The organism is Pedobacter aquatilis (genome assembly GCF_032678425.1).
GTDB classification, from domain to species: Bacteria; Bacteroidota; Bacteroidia; order Sphingobacteriales; family Sphingobacteriaceae; genus Pedobacter; species Pedobacter aquatilis_B.
Map to the genome: position 1 here is coordinate 377,583 of NZ_JAVTSG010000001.1, position 19,994 is coordinate 397,576.

Here is a 19,994-nt window from a genome sequence, read left to right on the forward strand (position 1 = left end):
TTTATTATTTCAAAAGCATTTCATTCGGTGCTAGAAACCGATTATATTTGGTAGTAACTTATTAACCTACGATTTAGAAATTCTACTAACCTCAATTCGCTAAAAAAATTAATAAATCGTTATCATAAACCAAAATCAAATAAATGAAATTTAAACTATTTACGCTTGCTTGTTTTCTTGTAACAGGTTCGTTTGTAAAAGCACAAACCTATCAGTGGAAAACAGCAACGGCTGGCGGTTACACGTATAAATATGTAACAAACGACCCGTCGAACTCGAGATTTTACACGTTAAAAAATGGCTTAACTGTAATTTTATCTCCAAACAATAAAGAGCCTAATATACAATGGCGCATGAGCGTTAGAGCTGGTAGCAACACCGACCCTAAAAATGCAACGGGCCTGGCGCATTATCTTGAGCATCTTTTATTTAAAGGAACGGATAAATTTGGTACCAATAACTGGGCAAAAGAAAAACCACTTTTAGATAAAATAGACGCCCTTTACGAGAAATACAATAAAACTACTGACCCTGCTCAACGTAAAGAAATTTATAAGGAAATTGATAAAACTTCTGGTGAAGCCTCAAACTTTTCTATCGCAAATGAGTATGATAAAATGATGTCGGGTATTGGTGGAAATTCTTCAAATGCGCACACATGGTATGAAGAAACAGTTTATAACGAAGATTTCCCATCAAATGCAGTTGATAAATTTCTTGCGATTCAAAGCGAACGTTTCCGTAAGCCAATCTTCCGTATTTTCCATACGGAGCTTGAAGCGGTTTACGAAGAAAAAAACCGTGGTTTAGATAGCGACCCTAACAAATTGGATGAAGCGATGATGGAATTTCTTTTCCCTACGCACAATTACGGTCAACAAACCACTATAGGTACGATTGAGCATTTGAAAAACCCATCGCTGGTTGAAATCAGAAATTATTATAACAAATACTATGTTCCAAACAACATGGCGGCTGTTTTCACGGGTGATTTTAATCCTGATGAAATGATTAAGAAAGTGGATAAATCTTTCAGCTACATGGTTTCAAAACCGGTTACGCTTTATAATCCTGCTCCAGAAAAACCATTAACTAAAATTCAAAAAGTTGATGTTTATGGTCCAAGTGCAGAAATGGTAGAAATTTATTACCGTGGTTATGCAGAAAACACACAAAACAGCTTAATGCTTAACTTAATAAAAAGTATTTTATTTAATGGTAAAGCGGGTTTAATTGACATCAACTTAAACAAGCAACAAAAAACGCAAAGGTCAAGTGCAAGTTACCAGCAAATGAAAGATTATGGTGTGTTTAATTTATCGGCACAACCGCGTCAAGGGCAGACTTTAGAGCAAGCTTCGAAATTATTATTAGATCAGATTGAACTGTTAAAACAAGGCAAGTTTGATGATGATTTGATTAAGGCAATTGTTGCAAATCAAAAATTCAGTTTCTTACAGGCCTTTGATAGTAATAATAGTCGTGCTGAATATTTATCAAATGAATTTATCTTAAACAGAGGTACAAAATGGGATAAAAGTTTAGGCGATATTGAAGAAACTGCTAAAATTACCAAAGCTCAGGTTGTTGCTTTTGCCAACACTTACTTTAAAGATAATTATGTAATTGGCTTTAAACATAAAGGAGAAGACAAAAACACCATTAAGGTAGAAAAACCAACCATAACGCCAATTAATGCAAATGGTAATTTAACTTCTCCTTTTGTAAAAAGTGTTATCGATGCTCCGGTTAAACCTTTAGAGCCTAAATTCTTAGATTATAAAAAAGATATTATTGCCGGAAAAATTGGTATTGCTGAAGTATTAACCACCAAAAACAAAGACAATTCTATTTTTAGAATGACTTACAGATTTAACCACGGCACTAACAATTACAAGTTATTGCCTTATGCTGCAAGTTATTTACCCTTTTTAGGAACTGATAAATATACCGCTGAAGAAATTAGCAAAGCGTTTTACAACATCGCTTGTTCTTATAGTTTAAACGTTGGTACAGAAACCACAACGATTAACATTAGCGGTTTACAAGAAAATTTCGGCAAAGCTGTAAATCTTGTAGAACACATTTTGGCAAATGTAAAACCTGATGAAAAAGCATTGGCTGATTTGAAAAACACTATTCTAAAAAGCCGCGAAAACAATAAATTAAACAAAGGCCAGATAATGGTTGGCTTAACTTCTTACGCTCAATACGGAAGCGTTAACCCATATAACAACGTGCTATCTAACGAGGATGTTAAAAATATGAAAGCCGAAGACTTAATTTATTTATTGAAAAATTTAACCAACTATGAGCATGTAATTACATATTACGGTCCAAAAGATGTTGAGGCATTTTCTGCCGACATTAAAAAGGAACATGCTTTAGCTAAAGAATTTACACCAGCTGCACCTGCAAAGGTTTACAACTATACCGTTCAGGACAGCAATAAAGTATATTTCGCTAACTACGATATGGTTCAATCAGAAATTCGTTGGTTAAGAAACACAGGCTTATACAATAAAACAGACCGCCCGAACATCGAAGTGTTTAACAACTACTTTGGCGGCGGAATGGGATCAATTGTTTTCCAAACCATCAGAGAATCGAAAGCTTTGGCTTATTCTACTTACGCACTTTACCAAATGCCAGATAAAACTGACAGACAATACAGCATGATTGCTTATGTTGGTAGTCAGGCCGATAAAATGACGGATGCTGTAAATGGAATGAACGAGTTATTAAACGTTTTGCCACAAAGTGATAAATCATTTGAAGGCGCAAAATCGAACGTTTTATCTTCTCTTGAAACCAACCGAGTTACAAAAGATGGTATTTTCACGTACTATTTTGCAGATAAAAAATTAGGTTACGATTACGATTCGAGAATTGATTTGTACAAGGGTTTGAAGCCAATTACGTTTGCGGATATTAAAGGTTTCCACGACCAAAAAATTGCGAACAAGCCTTACAGTTATTTAATCGTCGCTTCTGATAAAAAAGTGAAATTAGAAGACATGCAAAAATTTGGAAATGTTACGACATTAACATTAGAGCAGATTTTTGGTTATTAAGCAATAAACGTTTTAACGTTGAAATTTACATAAAAAAGCGTTTCGGTTAAATTCGGAACGCTTTTTTTACTTAAAAATTTCGAGTTAGTTAATTATTGCTAATATTGTTTATTCACAATCATAATTAATATGTCCGTCATTGCGAGGCACGAAGCAAACTATTTAAGTATCGAAGATTGATTGTTAAATGATACTCTTAATTATCCAATTCAAGCAATTAATGATTTGGAAATTGACATTTAGTATTTCTTCGGAAACATCAGTCCCGCCATTCGCTATAGCCCTCGTGAAAAACTCGGGGCTACCGCTGCTGTCGGGTTTAGGAACAAAAATCCACCTTGTAAACAATAAAAAACAGACATGCTTTATAGCAACAATCTATTTCTTTTGATAATCGATTACGATACCATTCGCCAGTAATTTAGAATTTGAATTGGTTAATTTACTACCCGCAGGTACCTCAACTATTAATACTGAATTAACCTTATCGATTTCTAACTTTGCTGTTGCTGATACATTTTTGGCAATAAATTTTTGAGCAACTGCGTTGTACAAATCAACTTTGTTTTTAGCCTTAACTTTATAATTAATTGTTTTAGCTTGGTTGTAAGGATTGTAGATTAAATAAGTTGGATAAGCCTTGTCTTTGTAAAAATCGGTTGCCAAGACATCAAGTTTCAAAATACCTTCGATGTTGGTTTTTTCTACAATTGCACCGAAAATACCTACATGACCGCTTCCATAAACACTAAATTGAGAAACATCAGGGTTTTTACCAGGCACCCATTTTGGGCCATCACCTTGTGCAACTGGTCCTTTTTTATCCGTGTAAAGCGTATCAAAAGTAGAAACCTTTGCAAAACCCTCATAGGCAATTACCCCTTTGGTTACTGCAATTGCATCTGGAATGGTTTGCCTGTCAGCCGGCATATATTGCGGGTAAAAAAAGCGGGAAGCATTTACGGCATTTAACATCCATTTGCCAATTGCATTAGCGTAAGCAGTATTATAACGCACCGTCGGAACCAATGGCCAAGCAGCATCAAAAGTGTTCATTAAAAAGCCATAACCGCCATGGTCTACCGTACTGCCAACCACACCAGAAATATCGTAACCGTTCCATTTTCCTGTTAAAACACCCCAACCTTCACGGCAAACTGCCGTCCCGTCAAATGTCCAGCCCATAAGTTTATGCACATCGAACTTTGTTTCTTGTTCTACATTCATTCTAGCCGCCAGATAAGCGCCAAAAGGCATTAATAATTCGTATGTAGGATTTATCTTATTACTTTCGAGTGCAGTCATGGCGCTTATCGCACCTTCCAAATATCTTTTATCGCCAAATTTTTTATAGGCTGCATATAGCACCCATGCGTGTCCCGCAGCTGCATCGGCCTGTGCACAAATCTGGTTTTTCATTGGTTTCATTTGAGCATAATCGAAATACGAATAATTATAATCTCCTTTTAAAATCGAATCTGCTTTATAAAATTTTTCGGCTATACTTTTGGCAATCCAATCAAAATCTTTTTCATCAGGATATTGCTCGCAAATGGCATAAAACAAAACATTTGGGTAAACGTCATACCACCAATCTCTGCCATAACCACCACCCAATAAAGCAACTTCTGGGGCGGTGTTATTCATCATAATATTCCATTTAGTATCACGATTGAAATAATTTTTAAGCATCGCCACGTAGTTCTTTCCGTTCTGTTTGCTTTTATCAATGCCAATTAAGCCTGCGCCCATAACTGCACCCATGTTTGCTAAAGCTTCATGGAACATGCCTTTATTATTTTGTTGCCCCTGCCTTACATCGCCAACGGCGGTATAAATACCCATTACTGGCTGGTCGAAATTTTTGCGTGTATCATCCATCCAAACCATTGGCCAGTATTTGCCTTTTGCATTAAAATCGTAAATGGTTTTATCGAAGTTTTGCGCCATCAATTTCCAATCAATAATTTTTAATGGTTGAGGAATATCGGCCATCTCATTCACCCTGCTCAGCATCAATTGCTTGACTTGAGCTTTAACCTGGTTCCAACTTGATAAAAACAATAAAGCGATAAATATTTTTGTAATTCTCATATATATTTTAATCTATTAGTTAGTAATTACCGGAGCTACAAAATTAGGCGCTTCATTACTTATAATTGGAGCATCAACATTTTCAATTTTGCCTTGTTTAATAATCCCTTTGGCTACCCAATAAGATGCAAGTTGCAAAATAGCTACGATAACTATCGCGTAGCGCAAAGCTATTTCTACTGAAAAAACGTAAGCTAAAATTAAAAATGTGCCGGCACCAGTTAAGCGCCCGATGTATAAACCCGCTTCGTGATTTAAGATATAAGCAAATTCGCTGCGTTTTTCCTTTTTGGTTAAAATATCTATCACGCTAAATTGGATTGGAAAATAAGCCAAATCTAAAAGTGGTTTCGCGAGTAGTAAAAACAGCATAAATAAGATTACACCCAAACTGCTAAACAAAATACCATTGATAATAGCGGCAACAGCAAAGAGCACCAAACCTGCTCCAAAAACATACAAACGATGCTTTGGCGAAGTATTTCTGCCAATAATGTACATGGCTACCGCAGCGATTATTGCGCCAATTGATTGTGCAGTACCTAATGCGCCTTCCTTGCCAACCAAAAGCATAATTAACATAGCCGGAGCTGTTACCAAAAACCCTTGAACAAGTCCTTTTAAGGTAGCCAACCTTAATAATTTGTACCAATAGGGATCGAACTTAAAATAAACAAATTTTTTCTCTGTAGGATTTTGGAAATTGCCTCTAAAACACATTATCGAGGCTAGAATTGTAATCACGAAAACCATTCCGGTTACAATTTTGTAAGCTAAATTGGCATTTCCAGAACCGGCATTAAATTCGATAAACCAACCAATTAATACCGGAATAACTACGGCAATAATGGTATAAAAAAACGTTTCCAAACCATAGTAGTAATTCCTGTTTTCATCGTTGGTGATGGCTAGTGCAAGAAAATCTCTATTGGCCCAATAAAAACCAAACGACATGCCCATAATTAAACCTGCAATACCAATACCGGTATTATCCAATGTAGTCAGCGACATCATCACCATCATCGAAACGCCACTCAGCATCATGCCCAGAGAATATAGTGTTTTGATGGAAAATCTGCTCAAAAGAAATCCGTTAAGGAAAAAAGTAATTGGAATGCCAGTGTAAATAGTTAGCTGATAAATTACAACCTTAACCGGATCGTTAGAGCTGCGCATAACGTAAGCCGCAACAAAAATATCGATAACAGGCAATACAATGCTATATATTAAATTGGTTAGCGTAAGTACCCTAAAATTGTATGATTGATTTTTGAAATGCGTAATTTCTGATTTTAGTTTATTCAGCATGATTGTATTTCAGTTGAGATAAAATATCTTGAATAGAGAATTTAGCACCACAAACAAATTCGTCTGCTGCGCCGTAATAAATGGTTAGTTGGTCACCATTTATTATATGTCCATTTGTAAAAACCACCTGACCGAAAAAGCCACTTAACTCGTAATCGGCTATTGGTTTCATAATTGGCTCATCCGTTTGCGCCAAAACTTTCGATGGCTCGTTTAAATCCATTAAAAAAGCACCTAAACAATACTGATGTTCTGCATTGGCGCCGTGATAAATTTCAAGCCAACCTTTTTCAGTTTTAATTGGAGCTGCACCAGCACCTACACGTTTGCTATCCCAATTAGTTGCACGGGTTTTAATGATGCATTTATGATTTCCCCAATGCAAACCGTCTGGAGATTCGGCTAACCAAATGTAATTACCTCCTAGATCAACACTGCTCGGACGGTGAAGTGTATAGAATTTACCATTGATTTTTTCCTCAAAAATGGCGCAATCTTTATTATGCGGCGGAATAATTATACCATGTTTTTTAAAAGTTTTCCAGTCGGTTGTGGTCCTCATACCAACACTTACACCATGAGCAGAAACCGCAGTAAAGGTTAAATAGTAGGTACCATCAACCAATGCCACCCGACAATCTTCTATCCCAAATGCCTCATCTGGTCCTTCTCCTTGCAATAAAGGATAACCTTCCGGTTGATAAAAGTTAATGCCATCATCACTACAAACCAATCTTAAGTGCGATAAAGTGGTTAAGTAATCTGCGCCTTTGTAGTTTATAACCCGAGGATCTGTTGCAATTAATTCCGGATCATTTTCATTAATCTCAATGATTTCAATGCCACCATCTTTCAATACCGGGAAAGAAATTATACCAGGTTTTTGTTGGGGTCTTTCCGCTACGCGGATTAATAACCAGGTTTTGTTTTCGAAAGTAAAAACACCTGGATTAAGTAAACATGCTATTTCTAAACCCGGCCTACTTGGTTTTAAGTCTTTAGGAGATAATATCGGATTTTGAGTAAATCGCTTTGCACTGTCGCTCATAATTTTTTGAGAATAGTTTTCCAATACCACAAAAAATGGATAGAAAAATTGTTTAAGAAGTATTTAGTTAATGTATTGCTTGCGATAAGTAATACCGCAAGCAATATTATGTTAACAGCTAGTAACCAGGGTTTTGTTTCAACAATCCAGCAGAAGCATCAACTTCTCCCTGAGGAATTGGATATAAATAATGTTTATCCTGAAAGTTCTTACCTTTTGCAGTCATTACCGTTTTAGCCAATTTCCAGCGTTTTAAGTCTAACATCCTTTGAGATTCAAAACCTAATTCTACACGTCTTTCAGAAATTAACCAGTTTCTAATGGTTTCTTTATCTGTTGATGCAGTTCTATCAGGCAATGTTCCGGCTGGCGGCATTACACCTGTAGCACTTAAACTTGTTCTCGCTCTGTTCCTAATTTGGTTTATGATAGAAACGGCATCAGCAGGTTGCCCCAATTCATTTTGTGCCTCTGCTTTCCACAATAACACATCTGCATATCTAATGTAAATTTTATTGTTTGCGGCATCATCGTTTCCTTTATTCGAGCCATTTGTACTGCCTAATAATTTGTTTACATTTTGATTTGGAGCATCTACCGTATATAATTTTCTTGGGTCGTTTGCTTCAAAAGCATTTAAAAAATCGGTACTTGGCGCAAAAAAGCCCCAGCCTAACGGCGCACAAATTCCATTTCCCTTTAAAGGATTTTGATTGCTTTGATGGTCGTAGCAAAATATAACTTCGTTTTCTGCAAATTCTTTGGTTTGGTTAAAGCTATCGAAATAATTGGCGTTTAAACTGTAAAAACCAAGCGCTTGTAATTCATTCACATTAGTCACTACATCTGCCCACTTTTCGGTATAAAGTGCCGATTTTGCTAACAATGCGATAACCGCACCTTTGCTTACCCTCCATTTTTCTGTCGTAGAACTAAATTTTGCATTCGGCAACATACCTTTCGCCAGGTTCAAATCTGACTTAATTTTATCCCAAACCACATTTTTATCTGCCCTAACCGCAACTTCAAATGCTTCCTGATAAGTACTTACTGGTTTCAAAATTAATGGCACATCGCCAAAATTAGTTACCAGAGAGAAGTAATAGTAAGATCTTAAAAAGTAAGCTTCACCCAAAAGTTGGTTTTTACGAGCGGTTGTTATGCCTGTTAATGCCTCAATACCTGATTTAGTTAATAATTCAATAGCGATGTTTAAGCGTTTTATACCTTCGTAATCATATTTCCATAAACCATTTGGTCCACCATTGGTTGACGTAAACGTGAAATTATTTACATCGTCTATCCAAGGTTGGTCGCCGTCAGGATTCCACTTTTTCTCCATATCATCTGATGCGATATCCTGCATAATCAAATCGTTTTGGAAAACCAAACCACCGCCCCAATCCCATTGAGCCAAAATATTTAATCGGTTTGATAAAAGTTGATAAGCGGAAGTAACCGAACTTTCTACCGTACCTAAAGTTGGTTTAGAATTAACTTGCTCCAAGGTTGTTAAGCCAACAGCCTCTGTAGTGAGTTGTTTTTTACAACTTGCCAATGCTATTAAGCAAAGCATTAGGCATATATATGTTAATCGTTTCATAATGGTTATCAGAAAAAGATTATAAATTAAGTTTTAAGCCGATTATAAAGGCCTTCGATTGCGGATAAGTTCCCTTATCAATCAGCGATGTAGATTCCGGATCTAAACCTGTATAATCTGTAATCGTAAATAGGTTTTGTCCTGATGCATATAAACGGACATTTTTTACACCGATGTTTTTAATGTTGAAGGTATAACCAACCTCAATGTTTTTTAACCTTAGATATGAAGCATCCTCAACAAAAACGCTTGAGACATTACCACCACCATTATTGTTGAATGTTAGGCGAGGAAGTGTATTGCTCGTACCCGGGCCATTCCAGCTATCTAAAACCGATGTCATTGAGTTAAACGGACGACTATCGAAATTAATAATCTGTTTCAAATCATTGTATCTGTCAACTCCTTGTACACCTTGCAATAAGAATGAGAAATCGAAGTTTTTATATGATGAAGAAAAAGCCAAGCCATAGGTTAATTTTGGAACCGGATTACCGATAAATGTTCGGTCGTCTGCGTTAATCTGCCCATCGCCATTTAAATCTTTAAACTTGATATCGCCGGGCAAAGCGCCGTTTGCGTTAGAAAACAAATGACTTGTAACCTCTGCTGGTGTTTGATAAATGCCATCAAAAACTAAACCGAAATATGAGTTAATGGGTTGCCCTGCTTCAGTTCTGGTGTGGGTTTGGTCGTCATTAATGTTTTTAACAAACTCCTGTAATTTATTTACGCGATTGGTTAAAGTAGCAATATTTGTATTTACGTTATATTTAAAAGCACGGTCTCTGTTTTGAAAATTTACACCCAATTCGAAACCTTTATTGCTTACCTCACCAGCGTTAACATATGTTCTATCGATAACACCAACTGATACAGCGGGCAAACCAACAGTTAATAAAATATCGCTTGTTTTTTTCACAAAATAATCAGCAGTAAATGATAATCTATTTTTCAGGATGCCAAAATCTAAACCAAAATTGGTTTGGGTTGTGGTTTCCCATTTCACATCAGGATTACCATATCTAACCACATTTACGATGCCGCCAGCTTCTGAAACTAATGTTTGATAAGTATTATTTGGGATTTCCTGATTTCCGGCTTGTCCCCAACTTCCTCTTAATTTTAATTCAGAAATCCATTGAACATCTTTCATAAAATCTTCGTTAGAAATTAACCATCCGGCTGATGCCGAAGGAAAATAACCCCATTTATTGCTTGGACCAAAACGTGACGAACCATCTGCCCGCATCGTAGCAGTTGCAAAATATTTTCCGTTGAAATTATAATTTGCGCTAGCAAAGAAAGACGCTAAGTTAAATTCGCTGGCCGAACCAGAATTGTAAATATTGGTTAAGCTTCCATAATCTAAATATTGAAAACCTGAAGTGCTTTTATTAAAGTTTTGGCGACTACCACCAATTGCCGACGACTTACTCGATATATTCTCTGCACCTAAAAGGAAGTTTACATTATGTTTATCGGCAAAAGTTTTTTGATAATTTAAGGTATTTGTAAAAGTGAAATTCATTACCTCACCTCTATTTTCATCTAAATTATTTGGCTTATTATTTCTACCCTGTCCCGGAAATAGTTCATCCGGATTGTTATCATTATCATCGCCAAAGTTTTGAGCAAAATTTTTGTTGTGCGAGAAGCTAATATCCACACCAACACTGGTTCTAAAAGTTAAGGATTTATCTTTCAGAAATGCATATTCGGCATAAATATTTCCAAAGGTTTGAAATGTTTTTCTTTTATCATTGGTGAAATTTACAATGGCAATCGGGTTAGAACTAAATTCGAAGTTTTTATCCCAGCCATTATTATTTCCGGTGTAAAATGGTAAATCGGTGTAGGGATTTGAGGCAGAATATGTAGGGTCGTTAACGTTTTTGTACACACCTAAAACTGGTGGGCGTAATAAAGCATGACGAATTACACCCGGCACATCACCACTTGATGATAATTTATCTTGCTTAGCATAACTTAATTGAAGGTTTGTCCCAACTTTAAATCTATCGGTTACGTTTGCATTCACATTCGAACGGAAATTGAAACGCTCAAAACCATCGTGATTTTGAACCACAATTCCATCTTGTTTATAATATCCGGTAGAAATTAAATACTGAACTTTATCTGAACCCCCATTTACCGAAGCTTGTAAATTTTTAGATTTACCCGTTTCAAATAACTCATTTAACCAATCCGTATCGGCTAAATCGGTTCTGCTTCTTGCTGCCTGATAAGGGCTAACCGCATTTGCAGCATTGCCAAGCGTGTTGTGCCAGGCCCTGTCTTTTACCGTTAAATATTGGTCGGCATTTAACATTTTTGGCAAGTTGGTTGCCTGATGGAAACCTGCAAAATATTCGATATTTACATTTGCCTTACCTTGAGAACCATTAACAGTTGTAATAATTACTACCCCATTTGCAGCTCTGGAACCATAAATTGCACTTGCCGCAGCATCTTTTAAAACCGTCATGGATTTTACATCACTCTGGTTTAGAAAAGAAATATCTCTGGTTGGCACACCATCGATTACATAAAGAACATCGTTATTTCCTAAAGTACCTTCACCACGTATACGTAGTTTAATACCATCGCCGGGCGCACCTGTATTCGCAGCAACAAATACACCCGCAACCTGTCCTTGCAAAGCTTGGGCAACATCAACAATCCTTGTTTTTTGCAAGTCGTTCATATCAACCGTTGCCACAGAACCTGTAATTGAGGCTTTCTTTTGAGAGGTATAACCAACAACCACTACATCATCTAAAGATTGGTCTGATGGTTTTAGTGAAATATTTAAATTTCCACCTGTTGGATTTGAGGTGGTAGAATTATAACCGACATAACTAAAAGTTAATGTTTGTGCGGAACCTGCTTGTAAAGTTAAAACATATACTCCGTTGTTATCGGTTGTTGTTTTGTTTTGAGTGTTGGTTTGCATCACAATAACTCCGGGCAGCGGCTGATTAGCTTCATCAGTTACCTTACCGGTAATTTTTGTTTGTGCATAACTTGTAAAACCCGAGAGGGCCAATAACAAGAAAACCAACGATACATAGATACGTCTGTTTTTTTTCATTTGATTTATATTTGATTATTAGCAAAGATACTTGCAGCGGCAGGCAACAATAGTGTACTATAGTTACATTTTAGTTCACTATTGTTGCAAAAAAGAGGTTTTAGCCTACTTTAACTAAATAATTTCTTGACCTGGAGAAACCGTATGTTGTTTCTGGCGGTAATCATTTGGAGCTAAATGATAGATTTTTTTAAACTCCCTAAAGAAGTAAGATTTGTTATTAAAACCTGTTAAGTAGAAAATTTCTGATACATTGAGTTTAGAATTTAAGAGTAATACAGCAGCATGTTTTAACCTAATTCTTTTTATAAATTCAGACGGTGTCATTCCGGCCAGCGTTTTCAATTTCCGATACAACTGCATTTTACTGATGCATAAAATATCTTCAAGCTTAGCCGCATCTAAATCCGTTTCTGCTAAATTATCTTCCACAGCTTTTACCAGCGCATTTAAAAACTCTTTATCACTCTGTTCTAAATCAACATCATCAAAATGATTATTAATGTTTCTATCTTTAATTACATGATTCATGCGGTTGCGGTAATCCAATATTTTCCGTACCCGCATCTGCAAATAATTAATATGAAAAGGTTTAGGAATGTAAGCATCAGCTCCAGTTTCGTAACCCTCCGTTTTATGTTCTTCAGTGCCTTTAGCAGAGAGCATTATAAATGGAATGTGGCAAGTTGCAGGAGTAGTTTTAATGTGCCTGCAAAGTTCCAAACCATCCATATCCGGCATCATCACATCGCTAATAATTACATCAATATTGTTATGTTTCAAAAACGATAGTGCAGCAACACCATCACCAGCCTGGTAAACATTGTATTGGTCTTTTAATATATTTCTGAGTAGAAACCGTAGCGCTTCATCATCCTCAACGATTAAAATACTGGCTTGCGCATTGCCTTTCAGATCATCAATTAATGAAAGTTTATTATTGTCCTCTATTGTTTCTCCTCTGGTATCCTGATAAGGTTTTAGAATCGATTCGAATAAATAAGAAGGAGCAGAAGCCACTACCTCATTATCTTTGCCCTCAACATTTTGTTTAAGTTTCAGTTCAAATTTAAAGTATATCCATTCGTTTTTTAATGAAACGTGGATAGTTCCGTCCATAATTGAAATCAATTCTTTGGTAAAAGCCAAGCCGATACCTGTACTAAATTTTTCGTATTCGCTATCTTTACCCGACTGAAATTCGCTAAATAAATGCTCGAGGTCTGCCTCTTGCAGTTTACATCCAGAGTTTGCAACCACAACTTCCAGACTTTGATTTTGAGCATTGTAATCGACAGAAAAAACAATTTCTTGCTTTATGCCCGAATGTTTAAACGCATTTGAAAGCAGATTAAACAGCACCTTTTCAAATTTATCTTTATCGATAAATCCAGCAATTCCATCTGGGATTTCCCGTATAAAATTTTGTTCGTTTTTTTCTGCCGCCGGAATAAATAACTGTGTTAAACCATTTAAAAGCTTCGAGATATCAAAGTAATCATCATTTCTTTTTAGATAACCAGCTTCAGCTTTGCGAAACTCTAGAAGTTGCTGTACCAAATAAGTTAGGCGAGCCGTATGTTGATGCACAAGGGAAAGAAAGTAATTTCTGTCTACCGATTTATCGAGCACATTATGTTTTTGCATAAAATGTTCTACCGAACCCAATATTAAAGTTAAAGGCGTTTTAATTTCGTGGGCAATATTGGTAAAGAAATTTATCCTCTGGCGATGGGCATCTTCATCCTTTTGCCTGAATAAATATTCACGCTCCAATTTAAATTTCATTTCTATTTTGTTTTTACGATAGACATGAAAAGCATATCCTCCAATTGATAAAAGAAGAATATAAACGGCATAAGCCGGAATGGTTAGCCAAAAATATTGTTTCACATTTAGCTTCAAAGCAACCACATCTTTAGTCCAAATGCTTTCTCCGTTACTCCATCTAACCAATAATTCATATTTCCCTGGCGGAATATTGTAGTAGGAAATTTTACCTTCGGCACCAGAATATCGCCAGTTGTCATCTAATCCTTTTAACTTATAAGCGAATTCATTTTTTGCAGCATTAAAATAGTTTAGCGCATTTAAAGAAAATTGAAAAAAATTGCTTTTCCGCTCCAAATCGAAAGCCTCTGCATTTTGCTGTTCGGGTTTTACAATTAAGAATTGATTATTTTGGAATTCTTGACCACCTAATCTTAAATCAGATAACAATAAGTTTGGTTGCTTAGTGTTTTCAGGGCTATTTCGTGGCAAGAAATAATTAAATCCATAAATCCCCCCGAATAACAAATTATTGTTCGAAGCTTTAAATGTAGCGCCATCGCTAAACTCATTACTTTGTAAGCCATCGCTTTCCTGATAGTTCGCGATGCTGTTATTTAGCGGGTTTAGCTTAGCCAATCCCTTATTTGTGCTCAGCCAAATATTGCCCCAATTATCCTCTTGTATGGCATGAATGGTATTATTTGGCAAACCATTTTCTGTGGTTATTTTAACAAAGCTTGGTTTTTCTTTTAAAGATTCCTGATTAGTTAAATAGTTTAACCCATAACTGGTTCCTATCCAAAGGCAATCTTTTTTATCATAATAAAGTGAAAGAACATCGCTGTGCGATAAACTTCCATTGTAACCTGAAGCCTTATAGGTTTTAAATGAGCCGGATTTTTTATCAAAAACACTTAAACCGCCGTAACGGCAAGCAATCCATAAACGTCCATCTTTATCTTGTGCTAAAGCATAAATGATATCATTTGCTGGCCCATTTTTTTCAATTGTTGAAGAAGAATATTGCTTAAAATTAGTAACTGAAATTGAGCCATCGTTGTTTCGATTGAGTTTAAGGTGAACTAAACCAAAACCGCTCGTGCCCATCCAAACTGAACCATCATTATCTTCAATAATACTATAAACAGACTTAAATTCAGGAAGCTTTTCACTACCCTTTACATCTTTCCAAATAACTATTTTTTTTAATTTCTGGTCGTAAATAGATATCCCCTTACCATCTGTACCAATATAAATCAATTGATTGCTCAGTTTTTTGATTACAAAAACCGAATTATTTTCCAAACCGGTTATTGCGCTTGCACTTTTATTCTGACCAGCATTATTTTTCCAGAAATCGTTGAAAAGAAAAATCCCGTTGCCTTTTGTTCCAACCCACAAATTATTTCCATCCTCGGCAAAAGTTCTGATGGGTTTATTAATGGCTATACCATTAATTTTGGTAAGCACGCCAAAGTAATTCTGTTTAGGATAGATCTGAATTAAGCCATTTCCATCTGTCCCTAACCAAAGTACTTTATCTTGTGCGACATTTAAAACAGTAATTTTTAGGTTTTCAACTGCTTTTATTTCTGTCGATAAAAAATCACTAGGCGTAAAATCTTCATCATAAACATTAACACCTTGGTTTTCCCAGGCAATAACATAATGCGATTTATAATAAGCTACAGCCTTTATTTTTTTTGAAGGTAAACGTACTGGATTGGCGGTTAGATCATCCTCAACCAAAAGAAAATTACCATCAATTGTGCTACATATTATTTTGTTATTAACAACAAAGAAATCGATTATCTTTTTTGGAGTGTTAATTGTTCCATTTATATTCAGTTTTTTATCTTGAAATTCCAAAATAGATAGCACACCATCTTTAGATAGCGCACAAATATTTTGTTTAAAAACACATAGTTTAAGTGGTTTGCTCGCGTTAAACGAATGGTATAATTCAAATTTATCTGTAGCCTTATTATATTTACGCAGTATTCCACTTGATGCGAGACAGAAAACATCGCCATTTTGACTGATTACTAAATCATACTCGTTTTCGCTTACCTTTTGAGAAGCCGCATTTTTGTAAAAGTACCTGCTAAATTTTCCTGAAATTTTGTTGTAGCGAGAGATACCACCAACAGTATTAATCCAGATATTATGCTGATTATCCTCCTTAATGGATTGAATAACATTACTTCCAATACTGTTTTCCTTTTGTTCGATTAAATGATTGTAAACCGTAAATTTACTCCCATCGTATCGGTTTAAACCATCCCAGGTACCAATCCAAAGCAATTGGTCTTTATCCTGATAAACAGCATTTACCGAGCCATTAGAAAGACCATTTCTATTATCAAGCTGTTTGTAATAAAATGCCATTTCTGGCTTAATTTCTTGAGCAAAAAGGAATTGTAAAGAAGCAATCTGTATAAGAAAAATAAAAAAAGTATAGGCTCTAATCATAAAATGTTAACCGTAAAAAATCATAGCATATTATAAATTTTTAAGGACAACTAAATTTATAAAAAAACGGGCACATAATGCTTATAAACGAAAACAGGCAATCAAATTTGATTGCCTGTTTTCGTTTATTTTTGTTTCAATTACAAAGAATTGATCCACTTTACAAGTTCATCTCTTCCCTTGCCTGTTTTTTGCTGAAGCTTTCCTAATAATTCATCATCCTGACCTTCTTCATGCTTTAAATCATCATCTGTTAAATCTGCATATGCCTGTTTAACTTTACCTTTTATCTCGTTCCACTTTCCTTTTAATTCTAACTTATCCATTTTATTTCTTTTTAAGTTTTGTGATCAATTTTATAATTAACACTCAAAATGCTGTAGTTGTTTAAATATTTTGAGATAAATCACAAGGTGATTCAATATTCCTTACTGCTATGTCTAATAATTTTGTTACATTAGTTTAGTTATTACCTATCTAACAAACTTTTATAAACTAAAACTAACAATTTGATGAAAAAACTACTCTTAAGTTTCTTTTTATCCTTTTGCGTTATTGTTTCAGTTCTTGCACAAGACAGATCAATTAGCGGAAAGGTAACTTCGAGTACAGGTGATCCTCTACCCGGAGTAAGCGTGTATGTTAAAGGAACACCATCCAACGGTACACAAACCAACGCAACAGGCGAGTACAGACTAACTGTCGCTCAAGGTGCAAGTACACTTACTTTTACATTTGTGGGTTATAAATCCAAAGATGTTGCAATAAGAGGCACAGCTGTTAATGCAAGTTTAGAGGAAGATAATACTACCTTAACCGATGTAGTTGTGGTTGGTTACGGTACGCAATCAAAGCGAGATTTATTAGGTTCTCAAGCACGTGTTACAGCGGCAGAAATGAAAGATAGACCATTAGCAACTGTTGAGAGTGCATTACAAGGTAAGGCTCCCGGTGTTTTTATTAATTCCAGTAGCGGTAAACTTGGTCAGGCTTTGCAAATCCGCGTCAGGGGTATTTCTTCAATTTCGGCAAGTAATCAACCGCTGTTTGTTATTGATGGAGTGCCAATTGTTACCGAAGCATTGGGTACTTATACAGAAGCTGATAACCCCTTAGCTGCGATTAGCCCAGATGATATTGAATCGATGGAAGTTTTAAAAGATGCTGCAGCAGCCGCAATTTATGGCGCACGTGCTTCAAATGGCGTGGTATTAATTAGTACGAAAAAAGGTAAACAAGGTAGAACCAATATTGATTTTGGGTATTATGCAGGCTTTAGCGACCCGACTAAAAAAGGTGAGTTTTTAAACGCAGACCAATATCGTCAGTTATTAAACGAAGCATTTAAATATAATAACTATGATGACGGTGATTATGCTAACGCTGCCGAAATGTGGGAAGATTACACTGGTACAACGGATTGGACGAGTAATAATAATACAAACTGGGTAGATCAAGGTTTTAGAAAAGGCCATGTACAACAGTACAGCTTAAATATTAACGGTGGAAATGAAAAAACCAGGTTTATGCTATCCGGTAATTATAACAATAATGATGGTATTATTATTGGTAACAGATATGTTCGTACCGGAGGAAGACTGAGTTTAGACCATACCGTTTCAAAAATTTTAGATGTTGGTGGTTCGATAAACATATCAAAAGTTGATAATTATCGTATTTCTACTGACAATGCTTTTTCAAATCCACTGCAACTAAATGCCTTGCCTCCAATTCAGCCGGTTTATGATGAATTTGGAGAATTAAATCGTTCTACTGTTTATTATAATGGATTGATTGATGTTGCAAATGGTAAGAATCTATCGACTACTTATAGAACATTTGCTAATGCATTTGCCAGTTTAAAAATTACACCTGATTTGATTTTTAGAAGTGAATATGGATTCGATTTCAACAATTTAGAGGAAGAACAATTTTTGGGCTCAAAAACTCAGGATGGTGGAAGTACAGGCGGATATTCATCTGATTACATGGCGAAGTCAATAAATTTCAATACAAACAACACATTAAACTATACTAAAACTTTTAATGATCAACATAGTCTTAATGTATTGGCAGGTTTTGCCTTTCAGGATACAAAATTCAGATTTTCTTCGGTTGAAGGTACTACCCTCCCATCAGATAGTTTTACAAAAATTGCAAGTGCGGCTGTTATTTCGGCTGGTAGTTCTTCTGAAACGAGACACACATTTGTATCTTATTTAGCTAGAATAAATTATAAATTCCAAGATAAATACCTATTAAGTGCTTCAATAAGAACGGATGGTTCATCAAGATTTGGTATTAACAACAGGTACGGAACTTTCCCTGCGGTATCTGCCGGATGGATTATCAATGAGGAGAATTTTTTAAAAGATAGTAAGACGATAAGTCAATTAAAGCTTAGAGCAAGTTATGGTTTAACTGGTAATGCTGAGATTGGTGATTTTGCTTCTAGGAATCTATACAGAGGTGTTAATTATGCAGGTATTGGTGGTACGCGTCCATTTCAACTTGGCGACCCAAATTTAACTTGGGAAACAACTAATAACTTTAACATCGGTTTGGATTTTGGTTTCTTTAATGATAGAATTTCATCAACTGTTGAATACTACAAAAAGAAAACGACTGACTTATTGTTAAATGCTCCAATTGCTGCAACCAATGGTTTTTCATCAATAACACAGAACATTGGTGATATGCAAAATCAAGGTTTAGAATTCTCTCTAAATACGAGAAATTTCATCGGAGAATTTAAATGGAGTACCTCATTTAACATCTCATTAAACAGAAACAAAGTTCTACGTTTAGTAAATGACCAACCAATTTTTACAGGTGGTAGATTTTTAGGTAGAGTTGCTGTTGGAGAACCATTGGGCTACTTTTACGGAAAAGCTTACGCTGGTGTAGATCCGTCAAACGGAGATGCAATTTATTATGTTGATGCATCAAGAACGGCTACAACTAACGATTATAGTCTTGCTCAAAATCAAAAGTTAGGCGATCCAAACCCTAAGTTTTTTGGTGGTTTTGGAAATCATTTTTCTTACAAGAACTTCGATTTAGATATACAGACTCAATTTGTTTCTGGAAATGACATCTACAATATGGCAGGTGTTTTTCAATCAGCAAACGGAGATTATTTTGACAACCAAACAGTTGATCAGATGAACTATTGGACACCTACAAATAGAGTTACCATGATTCCTCAACCTAGATTTAATGAAGGTAATGGAACAAGCCCATCTTCTCGTTGGATTCAGGACGGTTCATATTTAAGGGTTAAAAGTGTTGTGCTAGGTTATAATATTCCAAAAGAAATTGCAAATAAATACAAATTGCAAAATTTGAGAGTTTTTGTTTCGGCCTTAAATCTATTTACGATTACAGGTTACAAAGGTTACGACCCCGAAGTTAATACACCTGGAGGAGCGTCAATTCAATCGGCAAATATTCAATTAGGACATGATTTTTATACCCCTCCACAAGCTAGAACAATTACATTTGGTATAAACCTTGGCTTATAATAAA

9 protein-coding genes are annotated in these 19,994 nt (G+C 35.6%); 2 read left to right on the forward strand and 7 right to left on the reverse strand.

Going from position 1 to position 19,994, the window contains the following annotated elements:
• The first annotated feature begins 143 nt into the window (after positions 1 to 143).
• Positions 144 to 3,074, forward strand: coding sequence for a M16 family metallopeptidase (locus R2Q16_RS01490; RefSeq protein ID WP_316734746.1), 2,931 nt, complete (start codon positions 144 to 146; stop codon positions 3,072 to 3,074).
• Between the two features lie 378 nt (positions 3,075 to 3,452).
• On the opposite strand, the gene R2Q16_RS01495 is transcribed toward R2Q16_RS01490, so the two are convergent.
• From R2Q16_RS01495 to R2Q16_RS01525, 7 genes are all read right to left on the reverse strand, one after another.
• On the reverse strand, positions 3,453 to 5,168 hold the full coding sequence (locus tag R2Q16_RS01495; protein ID WP_316734747.1) for a hypothetical protein: 1,716 nt from the start codon (positions 5,166 to 5,168) through the stop codon (positions 3,453 to 3,455).
• 15 nt (positions 5,169 to 5,183) lie between these two features.
• On the reverse strand, positions 5,184 to 6,476 hold the full coding sequence (locus R2Q16_RS01500; RefSeq protein WP_316734748.1) for an MFS transporter: 1,293 nt from the start codon (positions 6,474 to 6,476) through the stop codon (positions 5,184 to 5,186).
• Positions 6,466 to 7,524: a glycoside hydrolase family 130 protein gene (locus tag R2Q16_RS01505; RefSeq protein WP_316734750.1), complete on the reverse strand. Its 1,059-nt coding sequence runs from the start codon at positions 7,522 to 7,524 to the stop codon at positions 6,466 to 6,468. The genes R2Q16_RS01500 and R2Q16_RS01505 overlap by 11 nt, the downstream gene beginning before the upstream one ends.
• Positions 7,525 to 7,642: 118 nt before the next feature.
• Positions 7,643 to 9,100 carry a RagB/SusD family nutrient uptake outer membrane protein gene (locus R2Q16_RS01510; protein WP_316734751.1) on the reverse strand — a complete coding sequence of 486 codons (1,458 nt, stop codon included), beginning with the start codon at positions 9,098 to 9,100 and terminating at the stop codon, positions 7,643 to 7,645.
• A 46-nt stretch (positions 9,101 to 9,146) separates the two neighbouring features.
• Positions 9,147 to 12,221, reverse strand: coding sequence for a TonB-dependent receptor (locus R2Q16_RS01515; RefSeq protein WP_316734752.1), 3,075 nt, complete (start codon positions 12,219 to 12,221; stop codon positions 9,147 to 9,149).
• Between the two features lie 114 nt (positions 12,222 to 12,335).
• Positions 12,336 to 16,466: a two-component regulator propeller domain-containing protein gene (locus tag R2Q16_RS01520; RefSeq protein WP_316734754.1), complete on the reverse strand. Its 4,131-nt coding sequence runs from the start codon at positions 16,464 to 16,466 to the stop codon at positions 12,336 to 12,338.
• A gap of 140 nt (positions 16,467 to 16,606) precedes the next feature.
• Complete coding sequence (locus tag R2Q16_RS01525; protein WP_029276197.1) at positions 16,607 to 16,792, reverse strand: CsbD family protein; 186 nt, start codon at positions 16,790 to 16,792, stop codon at positions 16,607 to 16,609.
• 186 nt (positions 16,793 to 16,978) lie between these two features.
• Between R2Q16_RS01525 and R2Q16_RS01530 the strand changes: the two genes are divergently transcribed.
• Positions 16,979 to 19,990 carry a TonB-dependent receptor gene (locus R2Q16_RS01530; protein ID WP_316734758.1) on the forward strand — a complete coding sequence of 1,004 codons (3,012 nt, stop codon included), beginning with the start codon at positions 16,979 to 16,981 and terminating at the stop codon, positions 19,988 to 19,990.
• Positions 19,991 to 19,994 lie beyond the last annotated feature (4 nt).

Excerpts from the sequence above, each read along its gene's own strand:
- R2Q16_RS01490 (WP_316734746.1), top strand. The coding sequence starts at position 144 with ATGAAATTTAAACTATTTACGCTTGCTTGTTTTCTTGTAACAGGTTCG.
- R2Q16_RS01495 (WP_316734747.1), bottom strand. The coding sequence starts at position 5,168 with ATGAGAATTACAAAAATATTTATCGCTTTATTGTTTTTATCAAGTTGG.
- R2Q16_RS01500 (WP_316734748.1), bottom strand. The coding sequence starts at position 6,476 with ATGCTGAATAAACTAAAATCAGAAATTACGCATTTCAAAAATCAATCA.
- R2Q16_RS01505 (WP_316734750.1), bottom strand. The coding sequence starts at position 7,524 with ATGAGCGACAGTGCAAAGCGATTTACTCAAAATCCGATATTATCTCCT.
- R2Q16_RS01510 (WP_316734751.1), bottom strand. The coding sequence starts at position 9,100 with ATGCTTTGCTTAATAGCATTGGCAAGTTGTAAAAAACAACTCACTACA.
- R2Q16_RS01515 (WP_316734752.1), bottom strand. The coding sequence starts at position 12,221 with ATGAAAAAAAACAGACGTATCTATGTATCGTTGGTTTTCTTGTTATTG.
- R2Q16_RS01520 (WP_316734754.1), bottom strand. The coding sequence starts at position 16,466 with ATGATTAGAGCCTATACTTTTTTTATTTTTCTTATACAGATTGCTTCT.
- R2Q16_RS01525 (WP_029276197.1), bottom strand. The coding sequence starts at position 16,792 with ATGGATAAGTTAGAATTAAAAGGAAAGTGGAACGAGATAAAAGGTAAA.
- R2Q16_RS01530 (WP_316734758.1), top strand. The coding sequence starts at position 16,979 with ATGAAAAAACTACTCTTAAGTTTCTTTTTATCCTTTTGCGTTATTGTT.